The following is a 17,670-nucleotide window of genomic DNA, read 5'->3' as shown; positions in this document are numbered from 1 at the left end:
TAATGTTGATTGGTCAAAATGTGGATGTAAGTAAGTGGTTTCCTAGCGATGATGGAAACAAGGAACAACGAACGATTTTCATGAAGCTTATCGAACAGATTATTAATGGCGTAGACGAGCTAAAGGATCCTGACAAGGTGAATCTTAAAGGGAACAAAAATCGTGATGGGAATTTCTACGGGGATTTAATCCGAACCAGTGAGATTCCGCAATCCAGTATTCCAATGGAAGAGGTTAATGAACGCCTCTTGACCATGCTGCATTCCCACCCTTACCATACGAAATATTTTTTGACGAATATCTTGCCGATGGCCAGCATTCCGGGGATTATGGGCATGATTACAGCCTTAATGGTTAATGGAAACAATCTATGGGATGTATATGGTCCCGCAGGCGCGGAAGCCGAGGTTAAGGTTACTGCTATGATGTCCAAGTTAGTGGGCTATGACAGTAACACAAGTGGTGGATATACAACGTGGGGCGGGCAAGGCGCTATATTCACAGGCTTGCGCTTGGCTATTGCCAAACACAACCCTGATGCTTCTCGTATAGGCGTCCCCCGAAATTTATATGCTTTCTGTTCTGAAGCAGCCCATTACAGTCTATTCAAATCGATGGAGGCAACTGGTATAGGAAGCAATAATCTGATCAGAGTGCGAACGCTTAAAGATAGTTCTATGGATATCAATGACTTACGGGAGAAAATTGAAAATGTTATTCGATCCGGAGGCACTCCGATCTATATCGTTCTGGGACCACGGATGCCATGGGCATTGACGACGTGAAAGAAATTTCCGAGCTCGCCAGGGATATCTCCTTCACGTACGGAATAAGCAAACCTCATATTCATGCCGATTCTGCACTTGGCGGCTTCTTCGCCTTCTATAATGACTATGACTTTGCAGCTAATGCCTTGGGAATAGAATCCGGTACGCTAAACGCGATTCATTTAATCCATACAAAGCTGAAGAATCTCTACCTTGCGGACTCCTTATGCTTTGATTTTCAGAAACTAGGCCAAACCCCTTATACAACAAGCTTGTTTCTTGTCAAGGACGCGGAGAGCCTTAAAACCCTGGATTTGGATCCTGATGAAACGCCATACGTTGGGTATAGAGGTTATGGGGAATATCATACCGGCTATACGCTGGAGTGCTCCAGGATGGCGAGTTCTATTAGCATCTACAGTGCACTGCTAGCTTTCGGAATAGAAGGATATCAACGATTGCTTGCGCAATTCGTCGAAGTAAACCTGGCTTTCAGAAAAGCTCTTGAGCAGCAAATTCCTGAAGCAACCATCGTGAATCCGACTAATCCAGGAATGATCACATTGTTTCGAATTTATCCGAATGGCACATCCCAATATGCACAGGAGGTTAATGGAGAATGCACGAGGCTGGACATCGAACTGACGAACTCTCTTAACGAGCTTCTGTTCGAAGCATTAGGCCAACAAAGGGATCGAATTCTATTCGGTGATACGAAAAAGCATCTGTTGGTCCCAACAGTTGAACATCATACGGTACCGTTATATGCGGCTAAGTTATTTGTGATTTCTCCTTATACTCGTACGGAGCATATCGATGAAATCGTAAGTTACTTAAAGTCTGTTATTACAAAAGTATATGAAGCTACGCATTCAATCGCTATCGGAGGACAAAGATAAATGCTGCATTCCGTTAAATCCTGGCTCACTAGACATCTATCCGTAAAAATCATATTAAGTATCCTATTGCTTCAGATCTTAACCAGCGCGGCCTTCGCCATGTCTGGATATTATGTCAACCAGAAGCTCGTCGGTAAGCTCCTTGAGCAATTCGATATGAGGCTTCAAACAGATATAAAAATCGCTGCCCAAACCTTGTCAGGAATACCCGAATCCGACCATGAATTAAACAGCATTAGTGATCCGAACTATTCGATCATCAAGCAGGAGCTTGAGAAGTTAAAGGTCGAGCATGCACTCGAAAATGTCTATATCTTATCGAAAAGCCAGGGTGAGGATCGCATTATTATTCTCGCAGACGTTCTCGAAGATTATGGTACTCCCTATCCCTTCACAATCGAAATGAACGATGCCATCGCGAATAATAAAGAAGTTCTCAGCAGTATTTACGAGGATGAATACGGGATTCACAAATCAATTTTTGTGCCGCTTCAGAATGAGCGGAATGAGAACTATGGAATTCTCGGCATAGACCTCGATGCTTCCGCCGTACCTGAAACAACGAATACGATTTTCTGGACAACCTTCTTCATTTCAGTGATCGTGCTTGTTGTTGGCTCAGTTATTGCTATTCTGATTAGCAAGATCATTACTAGACCATTACATACTCTAATGATGGCAACATCGAAAGTCGCCGCAGGTGAGCTGCGTGAGCAATTATCTATTTCCCGCCAGGATGAGATTGGCAAGTTGGCGCAAGCTTTTGGAGAAATGAGCATGAGCCTGCAAGGCTTAATTCGTCAAATTCGCCAATCTTCCGACCGTGTTTCGTCAACGAGCAATTATTTGCTGCAATCTGCCGACGAATCAAGCCGGAGCGCGCAACTGGCAGCAGAAGCATCTTCCCAATTAAACGAAGGAATTAATGAGATCGTGAGCAGTGTCGTCAGCAGCACAGCTACCATGAACGAAATAGACAACGAACTAAACGAAGTTTCCGGAGATATGAAGGAGATGCAAGTCATTACGCAGCAAGTAAAAATCCAGAGCGAGGACGGACAGCAGTTGGTCGAGCAAACCCTTCAGCATATGAACTTAATCAAGCAGGTGATGAATCAGTCGCAAGAAGCCGCCTTGAAACTAGGGGAGCGATCAAAGGAAATTGGAGGAATTATTAATATCATTTCCGAAATCGCGGAGCAAACCAACCTGCTCGCACTTAACGCTGCTATTGAAGCCGCACGGGTAGGCGAGATGGGCAAAGGCTTCGCCGTTGTAGCCGGGGAAGTGAAGAAATTGGCTGCTCAGTCTACTGCTGCGGCATTATCCGTTAGAGAACTAGTATCTGGAACTCAGGAAAACAGTATGCTTGTCATCAACCTGATCGCTGAAGGTCAACAAGCTGCCGAGCAAGGTCAAGAATGGATTAAGGGTACTCATGAGAATTTCAATCTTATATACACTGGCGTCACTAACTTCTCAGGGCGAACAGATCAATTGAAACAAGCGGTAGAGAAAGTCGCGCATTCTTTCATCTCCATATCAGCAGCTATGCAGCAGATCGCAAGCGTCACTCAGCAGCAGGCAGCAGGTACCGAAGATGTCGCCGCGGGTGCTCAGCAGCAAAGCGCGGCGATGGTGGAAATCACAGGAATGATCGGACAAATGAACGATTTGTCTGTGGAACTCCAAAAGTCGGTTCAGCATTTCAAGCTAGAAAAGACGGCTTAGAGTAGTACAATCATTAATTCAAATTAGAGCACTGGATCCTTAACGGGACCCAGTGCTCTAATTTTCTAATCTGTATTCGTATGCAACACTTTGAATTCTACTGCGTAATCCCTATAATGAAATCATTATCGTTAATAAGAGAGGAAATCTTCCATGAATTTCGCGAGCAAGCTTGTCCAGAAGGTCAAAAATCGATTTGTTCAACATAAGCTTAAGCCTTATATGGAGAAGTTAAAAGCGATTTCTCTTCTCGATTTAACATCTTGGGATACGGAGAAGCTTCAAGCTGAATCTCTGAAGCTAAGAAAGAAAGTCGAGAATGGCACGCCGCTTAGCGATTTGTTGGTCGAAGCGTATGCACTAGCGGGCGAAGCCGCTAGTAGAGTTCTCGGTATGCGTCCCTTTGACGTCCAATACATGGCAGGAACGGCTCTGCATGAGGGTCACCTAGTGGAAATGCAGACAGGAGAAGGAAAAACGTTGGCTGCTGTTATGCCAGCTTATCTGAATGCGCTTGAAGGTAAAGGTGTACATATCCTCACCTTCAACGATTATTTAGCTGGGCGGGATGCCGAGTGGATGGGGCCGGTATATCGGTTTCTCGGTCTGCGCGTGGGTTTCGTAAAAGATGGAATGAGCATAGAAGAACGGCAACAAGCCTATGCGGCGGACATCACGTACGTGACGGCCAAAGAGGCAGGCTTCGATTATTTGCGTGATTCAATCACGATCAACAAGGCGGAGATGGTCCATCGTCCATTTCATTACGCGATCGTGGATGAGGCAGATTCCCTGCTCATTGATGAAGCGCGAGTTCCCTTAGTGATCGCTGGAGAGGTGGCTTCCTCCGCGAGTGATGGAAGTAAAATGGCCAATCTTGCCAAACAACTTCAGCTAGGCGAGCATTATGACTTCGATGAGAACAAGAGGAACGTGTTCTTGACAGAGAAAGGCGTGGAGAAAGCGGAAGAGATCCTTCGAAGCGGCAATTTATATGAATCCTATAATAGTCATTTGTTAACGGCATTAAATTGTGCGCTTCATGCGGAATCCTTGTTGAAGCGGGACGTTGATTACATGATTCGTGATGGCAAGCTTGAACTGATCGACAGCTATACGGGCCGTATAGCGGAGAATCGACACTGGCCAGATGGCTTGCAAGCAGCTGTCGAAGCGAAAGAAGGTATGGAGAACAAGTCCTCCGGTAAAATACTAGGGACAATTACGCTGCAACATCTCCTTAGCCTCTATCCCAAGATCAGCGGGATGACTGCTACCGCGCAAGACTCGGCAAGCGAGTTCGATGAAACCTACGGCTTGCAGGTTGTGGACATTCCGCCCAACCGTCCTCGTGTTAGGGTGGATCATCCAAGCCGTATTTTCACCCATAAAGAAGCTAAGCTGAAGGCATTAGTAAAGGAAATCAGCGAAGTGCATGCCTCGAAACGGCCGATTCTGATTGGAACAAGCAGTGTGGAGGAATCGGATCAGCTGGCAGATGAGCTTCAGAAGGCAGGCGTATCCTGTCATGTGTTAAACGCGAAAAACGATGCTAAGGAAGCTGAAATTATCGCCAAAGCCGGCGAGTTAGGCGCGGTTACAGTATCTACGAATATGGCTGGACGCGGGGTGGACATACGTTTAGGCGGGGGGCATCCGGAGCAAGCAGAGCAAGTCGCGAAGCTCGGAGGCTTGTACGTAATTGGAACCCATATGAATGAGAGCGCTAGAATCGATAATCAATTAAGAGGCCGCGCGGGCAGACAAGGAGATCCGGGGTCATCTCGATTCTATGTGTGCTTGGAGGATGAGCTGATCAACCGTTTCGGCATTGAGAAGGCCTTGCCTGCTGCTTATCGTTCGATAAAACAGGACGAGCCGCTAGAGGATTCTATTTTCAATAAGAAAATGGACCATATCCAGCGTGTTGTCATGGGTCAGAATTTTCAAATTCGCAAAGACTTGAACAGATACTCGGACATGGTCGAGGAGCAGCGCAGGATGCAGCATGAGAAACGGGAAGCTGTACTTGTGAATACGGATTCTCTAAGCTCAACAGAAAGGCGTGTCAAGCTCTATCATATGGACCGCGCATGGGCAGATCATCTGGCATACGTGTCTTATATACGGGAAGGGATCCATCTGGAGAGCTTAGCCAATCGGAATCCTATCGATGAATTCCACCAGAGAATTATTGTGGCCTTCGAGCAGATTCCTGATAAAATTGAGAAAGAAACCGCCCAAACGCTAACCAAGCTAAGTAAAAGTTCAACCGCGGAGAACGTCGATTGGGACAAGGAAGGGCTCAAGGGACCCGCTAGAACTTGGACCTATCTCATACAGGATCAATTCACGGAGAAGAAATCGAATATGTTTGGCTTCTAGAACGTTCAGAGTTAAGGAAGGAGGATTGAAGATTTCAAATGATTGTAAGGAAAATGAGACTATACGATACAGGGAACATCCATTCCGGGGAAGACCGGGACGAATATGAGAAGGATTATGCCAGGTTAATCCAATCACCGGCTTTCCGCAGATTGCAAGGTAAATCTCAGGTGTTTGGGGCAGGCTCTGGAGATTATTATCGGACAAGGCTCACCCATTCTCTGGAAGTTTCCCAGATCGCCAGAGAGGTTGCCAGGCGTCTGGGCAAGCAATATCCATTCCTTCATGCGAAGGAGCATCCAGGTCTGATGATTGATCCTGAGGTAGTAGAATGCGCGGCGTTAGCACATGATCTTGGGCACCCTCCCTTCGGACATAAAGGCGAAGAAGTTCTGAATAGGCTGCTCTGGGAACAGAGCGGCTTGAAATATGAAGGGAATGCTCAGAACTTCCGCATTCTCATGTTTCTGGAGAAGAGAGCAGGCAGCGGAAGCGGACTTGATCTAACGGCGTCGGTATTGCTTGCCATTAACAAGTATCCGTTCTGCATTGATGAGCCTAGCAGACTTAAAGGCGTCTATAGCAAGGAATGGGAAGGAATCAATTTCTTGCGCGAAACCTGGGGCATACCGCTAGGCTGCGCAACGCTTGAAGCGCAGCTTATGGATTTATCAGATGATATTGCCTATTCCACGCATGATCTTGAGGATGGCATTCGCGCAGGGAAAATTCAGATGGACCGCAGCTTCTTCGAGGATGATCGACTCGTTACCCATGTGGTCCAGGAAATTATAGAGGATCCAAGCTATACCGAGAGTGATTGGGAGAATGTGGACAAGGGCGTTATGGTCAAGCAGGTACTTCTCCATTATTTTGAGCAATGGGAGATCATCTACGCACAGTGTGACCGAGAATCGTCCAGAACTCGTCGGGAAATGAAAGCGCGTTGGGTTAGTAAATTCGCCAGTCAAGTTGGAATTATCGAAGATCAAGTTAAGGGTTGGAGAAAAGTCACTTTTGTTCTTGAAGGTCAGCAGGATATCAATCTGTTACGCACGATGGAGATCTTAAAGAAGCTGGCATGGGTAACCTTGATTAAGGATTTCCGAGTTCAGCGTCTGCATAAGAGAAGCGAAGTCATGATCGAGCGCCTATGGGGAAGCTTCAAGAATTACAATACAGGTCGTCTGATCATACCGCCGGACTGGCTGGAGAGCTATGAAAGCCAGAAGGATAAGTGGAGCTGGGAAAGGTTAGCGGCTGATTATATCTCGGGAATGACCGATGCATATGCAGAGAAGGTGTATGCCGAATTCTTCGCGAGTCGTTCGGGCTCCATTTACGAAAGAGATTAAAGATTGGTCTTGACCCTGACATTAATGTCAGGGTTTATACTAGGTTTGTATCGATCGGCAGGAGGGAACTCGAGCTATGAAAATCGGTGAGTTATCTGCACGCACCGGAGTCAGCGTACGTTCGCTTAGGTATTACGAGCAGCAGAAGCTGCTGTCAGCGGTGCGTCGGGACAACGGTTATCGGGAGTATTCCTCCTTGGCGGAAGATCAGGTTCGGACGATCCAGTTTTATTTGGCATTGGGGATATCGACAGAGCAGATCGCGAGCTTCCTGAATTGCGTCTTGAAGAACAAGGAGGCCTTCTGTGCGGAGGTGCTGCCTATCTATGAGGAGAAGCTGAAGGAAATCGATGACCAAATCCATTTGTTAAGTAATATCAAATCGAACCTAGAGGACCGCATTCGATCGATACGGGAGGACAAATAGCCTAGTATTGGAGGAGTTCCAATGAACATGCTCGCCGTTAATGACAGAACATTTCAAGAAAACGTTCGGAAAGAAGGGTTAACGTTAGTAGATTTCGGTGCACCTTGGTGCCCGCCCTGTAAGGTACTCAAGCCGATCTTAGATGAGCTGGGCGGAGGATATGGAGATAAGCTTACAGTACTGGAAGTGAATTGCGACGAAGCTCCGGAGGTTGCAACACAATACGGAATAATGTCGATGCCAACTGTGATTATTTTCTATAATGGAGAACCCGTTGAGAAGCTTGTCGGCTTGCGTCCCAAGTCTGTCTATGAAAGCCTGCTGTCCCGCTATGCATGAAGCCGCGGTCAGCGGCTTTTTTCTTTCCGCCTCTAACATGCTCTTAACGTATTAATTGAATGGGGTCAGGCATTGTTTTTTGTTAATACATTGCCTATCATGTTAATAAAGAACCGAGAGGAGATTATTACAATGAATATAGATTTATCTAATAGAACTGCTTTGATCACCGGAACAACCGGACAGCTAGGTCGCGTGATGGCAAGAACACTCGCGCAATGCGGAGCGAATATCGCGATTCATTATCGGAGTAATGAAGCTCAAGCACATGAGCTTCAGGATGAGATTCATTCTTTGGGCAGACGTGCAACTATTGTTTCGGCAGATATAACAAAGCTTGACTCGATCATGGAAATGAAGGAAGCCATACATTCGCAGTTAGGCTCTGTCGATATCGTAGTTGCTAATGCGGTCGTACAATATCAGTGGACAAGCATTCTGGAGCAACCTGCTGAGGATTATGCTAGTCAGTTCGATTCCTGCGTGATGCAGAGCGTGTATTTGGCCAAAGCTTTCGCTCCAGACATGATCAAGCAGAAGTGGGGAAGATTCGTTGGAATCAATACGGAATGCGTGATGCAGAATTTCCCGACGCAATCTGCATACGTGGCAGGAAAAAGAGGGATGGATGGCGTATATCGGGTTCTTGCGAAAGAAATTGGCGAACATCAAATCACCGTAAACCAAGTGGCGCCAGGTTGGACGATCACTGAACGTGACCGTTCAAATAAAACTGAGCACAGTGAATCCTATGAGCAGACGGTTCCCCTGAAGCGCAGGGGTACGGACCAAGAAATCGCGAACGCTGTTGCTTTCCTCGCGTCCGATCTAGCAAGCTTTATCACAGGTGCTTATGTACCTGTAAGCGGCGGAAATGTAATGCCTTCAATTTAAAGGAGCATTTTCAAGTATAAACTTGATTTTTTTCAAATCCTTGTTGTTTGCTCTTTTCATCATTAAGGATACAAAAGGAGCAAGCACCTTGGAAAACCCGGCAGGATTACCTTTATTACGTAAAGTCATTCGGGAGCATGGTCTGGGTTTGCTCCGTACTCCGAGACTTTGTCACAAGGACAATTAATTGTGATTTCTGTTAAAACATCAACCATTCCTGATACCTCCAATTGAATATTCAACAGGAACAGCGCGCAGAAATTCGCGCGCTGTTTCGCATATTTATGCCAAGATCATTAATGCATTGCTTGTACAGACCACGGGTCGACGCCCGGATCTTGACCTTGCGCCAAAGATTGCAGGCGAGCCATGTAATGCGTCCAGCCTTGCTGATGAGATGAGACTTCCGATTCCGTTAGATCGTAATGCGTCAACATTAAGAGGGTGCCGTTATCTTTGGGCGTCAACTTGAATTCAATGGTACTCGATCCAGGAGGTACAAGTTTCGATTTCTCCCATCCCCAGGTCATTACGATTTTCTCATTCGGAACAATCTCCTTGTACTCGCCCATTGCTATGTCACTTCCATTGACATCAATACGATATTTGCCGCCGATGCTCGGCTCGAGCAGAACATGGCGTCCCATCCAACGAACTAATTTGTCAGGGTCGGTAAAAAATGAGAATAACGTCTCCGGACGGCATTCTATAAAAATCTCTTTCATTAACTTGTCGCTGCTGTTAGTCTGATTCATGTTTTCTCCTTTCTTCCTCTTCCGCGGCTTCTTTCAAGCGCATCAAGCTGTCATCCCAGAAGGTCTCGATATACTGCTTCAATTCAGCGAATCCTTCCCTCCTTATGCCATAAAATCGTTTGGTGCCTGCTCGCCTAACAACGACGAGCCCTGCCTCTTCAAGTACTTTAAGATGCTGCGATATTGCCGGTGCTGAAATGTCAAAATGCGAAGCGATGGCGCTGGAGGTGAGTTCTCCATCACGGACGAGATATAGGATATCTCTGCGCCTAGGTTCCGTTATTGCGTGAATGGCTTTTTCTATCATAATCATAATTTAGCACATACTTAATTAAGTATCAACTTAAATATATTAATTAATTTCTTTATGGTTGGCGTTACGCCCGGGGCGAATTGTTATTATCGTAATAAGCGCTGCTAAAAATGCTGTTGAGGCGATGACGAGGAACAAAGTAGACATGGAGCCCCGCATCAATAAAGCGCTAATCGGCGGACCGATGGCTACCCCGATAAAACGCATGCTGCTATATAACGAAGTAACTGTACCGCATTGTTCTTTTTCTATTCCTTCTGTGATAAGAGCATCGAGGCTGGGTAATGCGGCACCAATTCCTGCGGAAGCAATAGAAAGCATCGTCACAATCCACCATGTTGTTTCCCAATTGAATAAACCCACAATTAATAACGCTGCAGCTGCCGTACTTAATCCAATAAAGCTCGTCCATTTCATCACGTGTTTGTTTTGACCAATCCATTTGCCGCTTAGGAAAGATACAAGACATAAGAATGCCAATGGAATCGCAAGCACCAAACCTTTTATAAGCGGTTTAACACCGCGAAGCTCTAATGTTTCGGACAAATAGAAAAGTCCTCCGAAAATCAGGAACATACTAATGCCGCCGACAGCAAAAATTCCGTACAACCATTTCCCTTTCTGGCGAAGAACTGTGGTTATGGATTTGAGAAATTCCTTCAAACTGATTTTACAGGAGTCGTCTTCTTTGGTTGGAGATTTAACAAAGAAAAGGACAAGAACAAATGAAATAATACTAAATACAGGAATGGCGAAAAAAGGGATATACCAAGCCCAAATGGCCAGTGCTGAGCCTAAAATAGGGCTTAACACCTTGCCGAATGTATTTGCTGTCTCCACTAGCCCAAGTCCGCTGCTGACATCCTCATCTTTTTTGAACAAATCCCCTACAAGAGGCAAGACTACTGGAAAACATCCTGCTGACCCAAAACCCTGAACCAACCTGGCAACAAGAATGCTTGTGTATGCATTTTCGCTCCATAGCGATGCAAGCCCAGCCCATGCTCCTGCCGCTGAGACAATGAGTAGACCGGGAAGAATAACTGCTTTACGGCTGAATCGGTCCGATAAGTATCCCGCAAGAGGAATGAACAGGATTGCAACGGCTGCATAGGCAGTAATAATAAGACTTGCTTGGAAGGATGTAATCTTAAGAGCCTTCTGCATGGCAGGCAAAACAGGAATGAGCATGGAGTTGGCCAAGGTCATGGTTAAAGGAATTGATGCTACCGAGAGTAAATCCCATTTCTTGTGCGACTCCATAATGGACCTCCCTTGGTCAAACACTATGTTGAAGTATTCGCGATTGCAGTGTTTTTTAAACGAAACTTCGTCTTTTACCATGTAAAACCGACCGTCTTCTTTTACCTGGGGTTTACGCTCATTTGATGATAGAAGTATAATCGAACAAGAAGCATAGACAACACGGCCCGCCCTTAGATAAGAACTATTATGCGCCCTCGTAAAAATCCTTAGATAAGGAGTGATTCCATTGACATTCGAATATGTCGGGATCAACCATGTACAACTAGCGTCGCCTCCTGAATGTGAGTCACAAGCTCGTAACTTCTACGGACTCATCCTTAAGATGTCAGAGATCGAGAAGCCAGAAAATCTGAAGAAACGTGGAGGAGTATGGTTTCAGTGCGGAGTACATCAAATACATATCGGAGTTCAGCAAAATTTCGTGCCCGCGAAAAAAGCCCATCCAGCATTCGAGATAACGGATCTCGAGGCATTACGGAAGCGATTAGCAGAAGAAGGTGTTCCTATCATCGAGGATGTTCCCTTGGAAGGATATATTCGGCTGTTCGTGAATGATCCCTTCGGGAATCGAATTGAACTCTTGCAACGTGTGGAACCTTAAAATGACAACTTATATTGCCTTTCTGCGGGGAATTAACGTTGGTGGACATAAGAAAATAAAAATGGATCACTTGAAAAACATTTTCGAAGCATTGAAATTCGAAAACGTGAGGACGTATATCCAGAGCGGGAATGTCGTTTTCGAAGCTACGGAACAAGACGGGCAAACGCTGGTAAGCAAGATTGTGCAGGCGATTGAGAAAGGCTGTTCCTTCCAAGTGCCTGTCCTCATCAGAACGGTAGAAGAGCTGGAGATGATCATCCTTCAGAATCCATATGATTTGGAAATGATGAATGAAAAAACTCAAAGTCGTGGCCACCACTCGTAACTGGGCTACGGTCAATAAGCTAGTAAGCATAGGTAAGAGTTAGCGCGTACGAATATTTTGAGGTTTATAAGAGCCGTTGCAGTTACTTATCCGTCTCGGAGACGTTAGCAGCGGCTTTTTGTCGTTCTTTCGATTAAAATTATTAAGATATAAAAGGATTCAAGCTGACATTTGCGAATATCTTATATGAAGAGATTTCGGAGGAAGGAAGGGATGTTGAAACTAATTGTTTGGGTAATCCGTCTAATGGATAAGTAAGCAATATGGGTGATCGAAGAAACCCTTGAAGGAGAGAGCGCGGTTATGGTGAACAAACTTGCGATCAGCTTCGCCGCCGTATTATTAGGATTCATGTCTCTTGGTTATGTTGAAGCGAACACGAATGACTATACCGTTGTCCCTCAAACTTCGGAAACTCAAACAGTATATATGGATACAATTGAACAAAAAAACGGAAAAACATATATTACCGTTGATTTCATAGAGTGGTATGAAGGTGAAGAAGCGAACGTCATATTCCGCGAGAAAGAAAATGATTCGGAGATGACTGAAACGCCGGATGGTTATTATGTTGTGAATGAAGAGATGGATTTGCTAACATTCGAGGTTGCTGAAGATGCACAAGTCCTTATGCAAATTTATAACCGCACTGGAAATATAGACGAAGCGGATACTATATGGAACGAAGAGATCAGTGTTGATAAATTTTTCGCGGAATTATCGGACACTTCAGAGATGAACCTAAAGGAATTTCCTTATCATTTGGAAATACATGAAGGAACTATCGTTAAGATCACTCAGCAATTTGTTCCTTAATTGACATCAAGCGCAAGCGTCACTCTCTAAGAGAGGGCGCTTTTATTTTGTTATAGTGAAATTCTAATCTTTTCCACTGCAACAACTTATCACAGAAAGCGTCTAATAAATACGCAAGACAATAACTTCTGAGGAGTTTTTTTATGGTGCATTTTGGTAATCGTTTATTCCTACTCGTAATCACATTTACACTCTGTTTATCTCTTTTTCATATTCCCGCATATGCTCAGACTCCAACGACGATAAGTATCTACTTGAACGGGGACAAAATAAACTCCGACGTTCCACCGTACATTGTTCCGAAGGTCAATATTACAATGGTACCGCTCCGAGTCATCAGTCAGAATCTTGATGCAGGCGTAGACTGGGTGCAGAAGACGCAGACAGCTAAGATTACACAGGAAAATCTAACGATAACCATGCAGGTCGGAAAGAAATACGCACTCGTAAATGGAGTGAAAGTAAACTTAGATGCTTCAGTACAGGTGAAGAATGCCCGGGTTATGGTTCCACTGCGATTCGTTAGCGCTCAATTGGGATTAAATGTCACTTGGTATCAATCTGCGCAGACAATTAAGCTGCAATCTATCCAAGGTTATACGGATAACTCACTTAAGGGTGCATGGGTTTCGACGGTATATAACCTGGATTGGCCATCAAGCGGCTCTTATGGAAACCAAGCTTTGCAGCAGCAGGAGTATATTCAGATGTTAGATGAATTACAGGGAATGGGGATAAATTCTGTATTCGTCCAGGTTCGTCCAGCAGCTGACAGCCTTTATCCGTCTGCTATTGTACCTTGGTCGAGGTTTCTAACAGGGAAGCAAGGGTTAGCGCCGGATTATGATCCTCTTGCGTTCATGGTTGAGGAAACTCATAGACGGGGAATGGAGTTCCACGCCTGGTTTAATCCCTTCCGCGCGAACACCGATGCGAAGCTAGATAATCTCGCCCCCAATCATGTTGCCATCTCGCATCCGGAATGGATCGTGACGTCAGGCACTAAATTGTATATTAATCCAGGAATTCCTGATGCGCGTCAGCATATTATCGATACTGTCATGGAAGTTGTGAACAACTATGAGATTGATGGCGTTCATTTGGATGATTATTTCTATCCTTCGAGCGGAAGCTTTGATGATGAGTTATCCTATCTCGCCTTTAATAGTAATCCGCTCATGAATAAAGCCGATTGGCGTCGGAATAACATAAATCTCTTTGTCCAACAATTAGGTAAATCCATACATCGCGTGAAATCGGGTGTTGAATTCGGTATTAGTCCCTTCGGTGTTTGGCGTAATCATGCCATGGACCGAACCGGCTCTAACACCAAAGCCAGCATCACCGCCTATGACAATATGTATGCGGACGTAAGAACATGGATCCGGGAAGAGTGGATCGATTATGTTGCGCCTCAGCTTTATTGGAGTCTTTCATTCACGATCGCACAGTATGATGTTCTAGTGGATTGGTGGGCGAATGAAGTTAGAGGGACCAATGTGGATTTATACATTGGACATTCACCTTATAAGCTGGGGACAACAGAAGTCGGTTGGAATTCCGCTCAAGAGATCATAAATCAATTGAAATACAACCGTAACGTTTTTGAAGTGAAAGGGGATATTTACTTTAGTGCTAAGGATTTGCGCAGAAATCCTCTTGGATTGATCGCTGAGCTCCAAAGTTATTATAAAGTAACAAGTCCTTGACGCGAATCCGAATGGCTACCTATAATCGATGAATAAACGAAGAAATACTGACAACATTCATTGTTAATGGGGTGCTATACTTTGGAAGAGGTTGTTAAGAAGCTAAGGTACAAATCGGGACGCGCAATCGTTCTTCATGAACCTGAGGGATTTCGATTAGGAATAGAAACGAATGACGGGCGGGAAGGGAAATTCGACTTTGTTCTGTTGTTCGTGAACAACGCAAGCGAAGCAAGTGAGAGATTACAGCAGACCATCCCTTTATTGAACGAGGATGCCGTATTCTGGATCACCTATCCGAAGCAAAGCTCCAAAATCAAGACCGACATCAATCGCGATATTCTGTGGAGGCTGGTTGATCATGAATCGGAATACACCTTGGTTAGCAATGTAGCGGTGAATGAGACTTGGTCAGCGCTTCGGTTGCGTCATAAGAGTAAAACAGGCAAGTAAAACGGCTCCGCCGTTTAAAAAATAAGAGGAGCAAAACCCCTGATATTGACCTTTGCTGGTCGATCAGGGGTTTGTTCTGTTTATGGATTTATACTTTGATAGTCAATTGGTTATTCAACCATTCCTTAATAACAGTGAATATATCCTCACGACCTACTTCATTCTGCAACTCATGCTTATAGCCCGGCCATTCTCTCCAAGTACAATTTGCTCCAGCTTGATCTGCAAACTGCTTGCTGGCGGGAAGTGAGGTCACGCGATCATCCCCTCCGTGCATTAACAGCAATGGAACCTTTAATTCTTTTAATTCGAAGGCGTGATTCAAAGCCCAGATGCCAGCACGGGTAACTCCGAAGTAAAACTTAGCTGTAATCAGTCCGTGTCCTAGCTCGTCCGTGATATAATGTTGCTGCATGACCGGATCTGAGGTTAAATTCCCTACGGCTAGAGGGCGATTGTTTGTATATTTCGGATAAATCCATTCGATTATTCGACCAATTGCAGCTTGGATGGAAGGGGGCTTAAAGGCAAGCTTTAACCATGGTCCAGTAACGATAGCTCCAGCAATGTCCGGTTTTCTTCTAAGCAGAAAGTTTAGCGTAACATTACCCCCCATGCTGTGACCGTAAAGGAACAGAGGTTTTCCCGGATATTTCCGCTGCGCTTCTGCCAATAATTTGTCGATTCCTTCGAGCAGGGCCTCATAGGATGGCGTATGTCCTCTTTTCCCTTCCGTTTGGCCATGACCTCTCTGGTCAAATCCAAGTACCGCATATCCTTCTTCAATTAGAGTCTGAGCGACATGAATATAGCGTCCTATATGCTCACCCATTCCGTGAACAAGCCCGATGACCGCTTTAATCTCTATTGGTTGATCAGGTATCCACTCACATGCAAAAATTCGAGTACCGTCAGCGGATTTCCAATTCATTTGCTTGTAACTCATGCGATGATCTCTCCAATGCCGGTGGCGTTGATTTTCCGTATATTCTTATTGTAAACAAATATGCTGCGGGCTGCTTCGACATTTCATCAAAGGATTGTGATAATATTATTCTAAACTTATTGTTTGAAGAGGAATAGAGGGGAGTTTTCTTGTTTAAGAAATGGTTATGGGCAGGGGCGGCAATTACGGGATTACTCTTTGTCGTACTGTTCCTTATGGGAGATAACAAAGGTCAAGCTCCAAAAAAGGCAGAGTTAATCATTTCCGCAGCGGCGAGCCTACAGGAGAGCTTAGAGCTTCTTCAACTCCGCTTTGAGGCATTATATCCAAATATTGATTTGATATTTAATTATGGCTCATCCGGGGCTCTCCAGCAGCAAATCGAGCAGGGTGCGCCTGTTGATGTATACCTTTCAGCCGGTCAGAAGCAGATGGAGCAGTTAATGGAGCAAAAGCTTATTGAAAACAGCCAAACGATAATGACAAATGAATTGGTACTCATAGTTGCTTCCGATAGCAACCGGGATTGGAAGGGGCTTGAAACTCTGAACTCGGATGGATTAAGGCATATCGCTATAGGACAACCCGAATCTGTTCCTGCAGGATTGTATGCTCAGCAAGCATTAATAGCATTAAAGCTGTGGGATTCCGTTCAGAATAAATTGATATACTTGAAGGATGTGAGACAGGTGTTGAATACAGTGGAAACAGGCAATGCGGAAGCCGGCTTTGTCTATGCGACAGATGCTGTTCGTTCTACGAAAGTGAAGGCAGCCATTCCGCTTCCGGAGAATATCCATCAACCGATTCAATATCTTGCAGGTATCCTTACTCATTCTGCTCATCCAGAGGAGGCTTTGGTTTTCTATCAGTATTTAACGGCTGAGGAAGCACAAGCAATCTTTGCTGGATTCGGCTTTAAGGCACCATGATGACGGATTGGAAGACCTATATTGCACCCGTCTATTTATCTATTCAAGTGGCTGTTATTAGCAGTATCATCGTATTCATCCTTGCTGTAGCTGCAGCCAAATGGATGGCGCATAAACGTTTTGTCGGTCAAAGCGTCGTGGAAACCTTATTCTTGTTGCCTCTTGTACTGCCTCCTTCCGTGGTAGGTTTTCTACTGCTTGTGATGCTTGGAAGACGGAGCTGGATCGGACAAGCGTATGAGTGGTTTGCTGGAGTTCCCATCGTCTTTACGTGGATTGCAGCCGTCATAGCGGCTGTTGTTGTAGCTTTTCCCCTTGCCTATCGGACAATAAAATCGGGCTTCGAGGAGGTTGATCGTGAGCTTGAGGACTCAACACGATCACTTGGCGGCAGCGAATGGCAAGTTTTTCGCTATATCACAGTCCCGCTTGCTTCCCGGGCATTGATTGCCGGTTTTATCCTTGGATTCGCTAGAGCATTAGGTGAGTTCGGAGCTACGCTTATGATTGCGGGGAACATCCCTCAGCGGACACAAACGATTCCAACCGCGATTTATATTGCCGTGGATGGTGGTAATCTGTCCCTTGCATGGCTATGGGCCTTCACGATGGTGTTCTTATCTTTCCTGATGTTATTAGTCGCTAATCGCTATTCTAAATAGGGCTTGCTGAACAAAAATTTTTCAGTCTACGCCCATCGTAAATCTTTAAATCCACAGCATTTGAAAATAAAGAAAAAAAGAACCCGTAGTCG

Annotated in this window: 17 protein-coding genes and 1 pseudogene; 14 read left to right on the top strand and 4 right to left on the bottom strand. The window is 45.1% G+C overall.

The window, feature by feature from the left end; genetic code table 11:
• Window positions 1-2 precede the first annotated feature (2 nt).
• The 7 genes and pseudogenes from ACESLK_RS17255 (at window position 3) to ACESLK_RS17225 (ending at window position 8,797) form a co-directional block, all read left to right on the top strand.
• Window positions 3-1,666: pseudogene (locus ACESLK_RS17255) on the top strand (pyridoxal phosphate-dependent decarboxylase family protein).
• The gene (locus ACESLK_RS17250; RefSeq protein WP_373230906.1) at window positions 1,667-3,397 is read left to right on the top strand and encodes a methyl-accepting chemotaxis protein; all 1,731 of its coding nucleotides are present in this window, start codon (window positions 1,667-1,669) and stop codon (window positions 3,395-3,397) included.
• Between the two features lie 153 nt (window positions 3,398-3,550).
• Entirely contained in the window at window positions 3,551-5,782 is a 2,232-nt protein-coding gene (locus ACESLK_RS17245) for a preprotein translocase subunit SecA (protein ID WP_373230904.1), read from the top strand.
• A gap of 38 nt (window positions 5,783-5,820) precedes the next feature.
• The gene (locus ACESLK_RS17240) at window positions 5,821-7,137 is read left to right on the top strand and encodes a deoxyguanosinetriphosphate triphosphohydrolase family protein (RefSeq protein ID WP_373230902.1); all 1,317 of its coding nucleotides are present in this window, start codon (window positions 5,821-5,823) and stop codon (window positions 7,135-7,137) included.
• A gap of 76 nt (window positions 7,138-7,213) precedes the next feature.
• Window positions 7,214-7,564, top strand: coding sequence for a MerR family transcriptional regulator (locus tag ACESLK_RS17235; protein WP_373230900.1), 351 nt, complete (start codon window positions 7,214-7,216; stop codon window positions 7,562-7,564).
• 21 nt (window positions 7,565-7,585) lie between these two features.
• The gene (locus tag ACESLK_RS17230; protein ID WP_373230898.1) at window positions 7,586-7,903 is read left to right on the top strand and encodes a thioredoxin family protein; all 318 of its coding nucleotides are present in this window, start codon (window positions 7,586-7,588) and stop codon (window positions 7,901-7,903) included.
• A 132-nt stretch (window positions 7,904-8,035) separates the two neighbouring features.
• The gene (locus ACESLK_RS17225) at window positions 8,036-8,797 is read left to right on the top strand and encodes an SDR family NAD(P)-dependent oxidoreductase (protein WP_373230895.1); all 762 of its coding nucleotides are present in this window, start codon (window positions 8,036-8,038) and stop codon (window positions 8,795-8,797) included.
• 296 nt (window positions 8,798-9,093) lie between these two features.
• Here ACESLK_RS17225 and ACESLK_RS17220 read toward each other — a convergent pair whose 3' ends face one another.
• Genes ACESLK_RS17220 through ACESLK_RS17210 form a run of 3 tightly spaced genes read right to left on the bottom strand, consistent with a single transcriptional unit; the run spans window position 9,094 to window position 11,128 of the window.
• A complete protein-coding gene (locus ACESLK_RS17220) occupies window positions 9,094-9,552 on the bottom strand; it encodes an SRPBCC family protein (RefSeq protein WP_373230893.1) in 459 nt (152 codons plus the stop codon).
• Window positions 9,539-9,865, bottom strand: coding sequence for an ArsR/SmtB family transcription factor (locus ACESLK_RS17215; RefSeq protein WP_373230891.1), 327 nt, complete (start codon window positions 9,863-9,865; stop codon window positions 9,539-9,541). The genes ACESLK_RS17220 and ACESLK_RS17215 overlap by 14 nt, the downstream gene beginning before the upstream one ends.
• 39 nt (window positions 9,866-9,904) lie before the next feature.
• Window positions 9,905-11,128, bottom strand: a complete 1,224-nt coding sequence (locus ACESLK_RS17210; RefSeq protein WP_373230889.1) for an MFS transporter — start codon at window positions 11,126-11,128, stop codon at window positions 9,905-9,907.
• Between the two features lie 229 nt (window positions 11,129-11,357).
• Here ACESLK_RS17210 and ACESLK_RS17205 point away from each other — a divergent pair, with 229 nt between their 5' ends.
• The 5 genes from ACESLK_RS17205 to ACESLK_RS17185 all read left to right on the top strand — a co-directional run bounded on the left by ACESLK_RS17205 (window position 11,358) and on the right by ACESLK_RS17185 (window position 15,038).
• On the top strand, window positions 11,358-11,732 hold the full coding sequence (locus tag ACESLK_RS17205) for a VOC family protein (protein WP_373230887.1): 375 nt from the start codon (window positions 11,358-11,360) through the stop codon (window positions 11,730-11,732).
• 1 nt (window position 11,733) lies between these two features.
• Window positions 11,734-12,060 (top strand): DUF1697 domain-containing protein, encoded by a 327-nt coding sequence (locus ACESLK_RS17200; RefSeq protein WP_373230886.1) that lies wholly within the window; start codon window positions 11,734-11,736, stop codon window positions 12,058-12,060.
• A gap of 303 nt (window positions 12,061-12,363) precedes the next feature.
• Complete coding sequence (locus tag ACESLK_RS17195; RefSeq protein WP_373230884.1) at window positions 12,364-12,876, top strand: hypothetical protein; 513 nt, start codon at window positions 12,364-12,366, stop codon at window positions 12,874-12,876.
• Between the two features lie 143 nt (window positions 12,877-13,019).
• Entirely contained in the window at window positions 13,020-14,585 is a 1,566-nt protein-coding gene (locus ACESLK_RS17190; RefSeq protein ID WP_373230883.1) for a family 10 glycosylhydrolase, read from the top strand.
• An 81-nt stretch (window positions 14,586-14,666) separates the two neighbouring features.
• Window positions 14,667-15,038, top strand: coding sequence for a hypothetical protein (locus ACESLK_RS17185; protein WP_373230882.1), 372 nt, complete (start codon window positions 14,667-14,669; stop codon window positions 15,036-15,038).
• Window positions 15,039-15,126: 88 nt separating this feature from the next.
• Here the strand turns inward: ACESLK_RS17185 and ACESLK_RS17180 are convergent, their stop codons facing one another.
• Window positions 15,127-15,984 carry an alpha/beta hydrolase gene (locus ACESLK_RS17180; protein ID WP_373230880.1) on the bottom strand — a complete coding sequence of 286 codons (858 nt, stop codon included), beginning with the start codon at window positions 15,982-15,984 and terminating at the stop codon, window positions 15,127-15,129.
• 149 nt (window positions 15,985-16,133) lie between these two features.
• On the opposite strand from ACESLK_RS17180, the gene modA reads away from it, so the two are divergent.
• Together modA and modB are read left to right on the top strand one after the other, a co-directional pair.
• A complete protein-coding gene (gene modA, locus ACESLK_RS17175; RefSeq protein WP_373230878.1) occupies window positions 16,134-16,916 on the top strand; it encodes a molybdate ABC transporter substrate-binding protein in 783 nt (260 codons plus the stop codon).
• Window positions 16,913-17,578 carry a molybdate ABC transporter permease subunit gene (gene modB / locus ACESLK_RS17170; protein ID WP_373230876.1) on the top strand — a complete coding sequence of 222 codons (666 nt, stop codon included), beginning with the start codon at window positions 16,913-16,915 and terminating at the stop codon, window positions 17,576-17,578. Before modA ends, modB begins: the two co-directional genes overlap by 4 nt.
• The last annotated feature ends 92 nt before the right edge of the window (window positions 17,579-17,670 follow it).

The sequence above is a fragment of the Cohnella sp. genome (genome assembly GCF_041640265.1).
Lineage (GTDB): Bacteria > Bacillota > Bacilli > Paenibacillales > Paenibacillaceae > Cohnella.
This window is presented reverse-complemented; position numbering and strand designations above follow the sequence as displayed.